The following is a 3142-nucleotide window of genomic DNA, read 5'->3' on the forward strand; positions in this document are numbered from 1 at the left end:
CAAACGGAGACCGCGAAGGCCGGATGTCAGCTGCGCCTGTCGATGAAAAGGGATGGATGCTGATCCCGACGAAGCGGGATCAGCGGTGATGCCACCAGTATTCCCAGTATTCACGCGGCATCTCGCGCTCTTCGAGGCCGATGTCGCGTTTCAAATAGTCATCTTGAGGCGGCAGAAGGCGGCGCCGGTTCCGCAAGGGCAAAAGCAGCGCCGACAGGGCCCGTCGCATGTAGCCACGCCGGGGCGAGGCCGTGTACGCCGCGGCGGATACACTCTCGCTATCCGGCACGGCGTCAGGTCCGCCGGCGACGGGACCGATCTGCCCGACACGGTCTGCCCGGTCAGCGATAAAAGTAGGGGTCGAGGACCCGCACCTCCGTGATCTTGTCGACGGGAAGCGAATTCTTCTGCGCGGTGCTGCGGATCGCCTCTGGCGAGGGCGCGTCATAGATGCAGAAGCTCTTCGACTTGTCGGGCGAGACGAAGGATTGCACCCAGGTCACGCCTTTCTCCGCATTGCGGGCGATGACGCCGCCCATCGCGGTGGCGCCGGCATCGTTCATCGGTACGTTCAGGCCTTCCGGGAAGGTGCGTTCAACGAGATAACGTGGCACGATCGTCGTTCCTTTCATGATCGGATTGCAAGTCTCCACGCAATTCCAGACGGAAGGCCACGCGAAGTCGCCGAGCTCGACCGCTACGCGGTTTTCCTTGGAATTGCCCTGCGCTCGTATCGAGCGAGGCGGATATCACCATTTCGGGCGAGGCCGCGCATCGGAGCCATTCCCCATATTGGCCGGGACGATTCCCTATCTTTGGGACGTTTTATGTGGAGGATGGCACCTTAATGTGTGGAAAGTCACATTTTAGGGCCGTCTCCCACGCTATCGCGGCGGCGACCCGCCACGATGGAATTCCGCGAGAGAGCGATGATGCTTCTGGAACGGCAGCCGCAGCTGCAGCAGATGGGCGCCTTGTTGGCGGAGGCAATGGCGGGCCGCGGCCGCGTCGTGGTCGTCTCGGGCGAGGCCGGCGCCGGCAAGACGGCGTTGGTCGAGGCCTTCGCGAGCCGGCTGGACGACGGCCTGAGCGTGCTTCGCAGCGCCTGCGAGGACCTGTCCATTCCGGATCCGCTGGGGCCGCTTTACGATCTGGCGCGCAACGGGCAGTGGGAGCCGCCGCGGGCGATCGACGACCGCCAGGTGCAACGGCTGCCCCTGTTTTCCGAGGCGCTCGACGTCTTCGAGGCGAAAGGCCCATGCCTGCTCGTCATCGAGGATCTGCACTGGGCGGATGACGCGACGCTCGATTTCGTGCGCTTCCTCGGCCGGCGCATCGCGAACACCCACATCCTGCTTCTGATCACGGCCCGCACCGACCGCAGCGAGGGGCAGATGCGGGTGCGCCGGGCGCTCGGCGAGATCCCGGCCGGCAATGTCGTGCGCATCGACGTGCCACTGCTTAGCGAAAGCGCGGTGCTGTCGCTGGCCGAAGCCGCCGAGCGCGATGGCGGCGCGATCTACCGGGCGAGCGCCGGCAACGCCTTCTTCGTCACCGAGCTGCTCGCCTCCGAGGGAAGCGGCGCCTTGCCGGCAAGCGTGCGGGACGTCGTGCTGGCGCGCGCCGAAAAATTGTCGCCGGGCGCCCGCTCGATGCTCGACGCGGTCTCGGTGTTCCCGCGCCGCGCCGACGCCTGGGCGCTCAGCGGCCTTTGCGGTATCGCCGCCGCCGGCCAGCTTGCCGAATGCGTCGCCCACGGCCTGCTCGAGGATTTCGGCGACGGCTATGCCTTCCGGCACGAGATCGCCCGCACGGCCATAGAGATGGCGCTGACGCCCAGCAAACGGCGCGAGTACAATGAGCGCGCCCTGACAGCCTTGCGCGAAAATCCGGACGTCGCCACCGCAAGGCTGGTGCATCATGCCGTGGAAGCGCAAAACCTGGACGTGGTGCGCGAGCTCGCGCCGGTCGCCGCGCGTGAGGCTTCCCGCGTCGGCGCGCATCGCGATGCGGCGGGCTATTACGAGGTCGCCCTGCGCTACGCGGATATCCTGCCGATGGAGAAGCGGGCGGAGCTTTACGAAGGCCATGCCTTCGAGTGCCACCTGATCGGACGCGTCGACATGGCGATGGAAGCGCAGGGCCGGGCGCGCCTGCTGCGCCAGGCGCTGGGCGACCGGCTCAAGGAAGGCGACAGCCTCAGGTGCCTGTCGCGCTTCGCCTATCTGCTCGGCGATCGCGAGTCGGCGGACCGTTTCGGCGAGCAGGCGGTTGAGCTCCTGGAGACCGCCCCCGACAGCGCCGAGCTGGCGATGGCCTATTCGAACCTCTCGCAACTGGCGATGCTCGCCGAGCGGCTCGAGGACACGCTTTTGCTTGGCGGCAAGGCGGTCGAGCTGGCGGAGCGGCTCAACCGCCCGGACATCCTTTGCCACGCCCTCAACAATGTCGGCGCCGCCGGACAATGGCTGGACTTTGCCAAGGGCCGGCGCGATCTCGCCCGCAGCCTTGGGATTGCGTTGTCGGGCAACTTCCAGGAGCACGCGGCGCGCGCCTTCACGAACTGCACCTGCGTCGAGATGAACAGGCTCAACTTCAAGGAGGCGGCGTCGTTCCTGGAGCGCGGCATCGGCTATTGCGTCGAGAACGATCTCGCGACATGGCGCGATTACATGCGCGGCGTGCAGGCGCAGCTTCTGCTTCGCCGCGGGTTTTGGAACGATGCCGCGGCAATGGCGCACGAGGTGGTCGACGACGACGCAACGACGCCGCTCGTGCGCTATCCGTCGCTGGTGGCGCTGGCGAGGTTGCGCATCCGACGCGGCGATCCGTCGGCCGAGCCGATCGTCGAGGAGATGCGGCGGTTCCTGGACAAGGGCATGGAGCTGCAGCGCCTCGTGGCCTTTGCCGGGGTGCTGGCCGAACTGGCGTGGCTCGGGCAAGCCGACAGGCAGGAAGCCCTGCGCCTGATCGCGGTCGCGGAAAGCCTCGCGCCGACGCCGGCCGTGTTCGGCGAGCTTGCGATCTGGCGGGAGCTGTTGTCGCCTGGATCCGAATCCGGCGACATGGATCGCATGGCGGAGCCGCACCGCCTGCAACTGAGCGGCGACTGGCGCGCGTCGCCTGTCGCGGTCCTCTTGCG

The 3142-nt window shown here is 67.0% G+C and carries 3 protein-coding genes; 1 reads left to right on the forward strand and 2 read right to left on the reverse strand.

Annotated elements, in window-relative coordinates; all coding sequences use genetic code 11:
- Window positions 1-79: 79 nt before the first annotated feature.
- Window positions 80-229 carry a hypothetical protein gene (locus EOD07_RS37850; RefSeq protein WP_164772612.1) on the reverse strand — a complete coding sequence of 50 codons (150 nt, stop codon included), beginning with the start codon at window positions 227-229 and terminating at the stop codon, window positions 80-82.
- Between the two features lie 112 nt (window positions 230-341).
- The gene (locus EOD07_RS28370; protein WP_245470528.1) at window positions 342-632 is read right to left on the reverse strand and encodes a DUF4242 domain-containing protein; all 291 of its coding nucleotides are present in this window, start codon (window positions 630-632) and stop codon (window positions 342-344) included.
- Between the two features lie 297 nt (window positions 633-929).
- Between EOD07_RS28370 and EOD07_RS28375 the strand changes: the two genes are divergently transcribed.
- Window positions 930-3142, forward strand: a 2213-nt coding sequence (locus EOD07_RS28375) for an AAA family ATPase (protein ID WP_245470529.1), incomplete at its 3' end; no start/stop codon positions are given.

This window comes from Mesorhizobium sp. M2C.T.Ca.TU.002.02.1.1 (genome assembly GCF_003997225.1).

Coding starts and splice junctions, on each gene's coding strand:
- EOD07_RS37850 (WP_164772612.1), bottom strand. CDS start 229: ATGCGACGGGCCCTGTCGGCGCTGCTTTTGCCCTTGCGGAACCGGCGC.
- EOD07_RS28370 (WP_245470528.1), bottom strand. CDS start 632: ATGAAAGGAACGACGATCGTGCCACGTTATCTCGTTGAACGCACCTTC.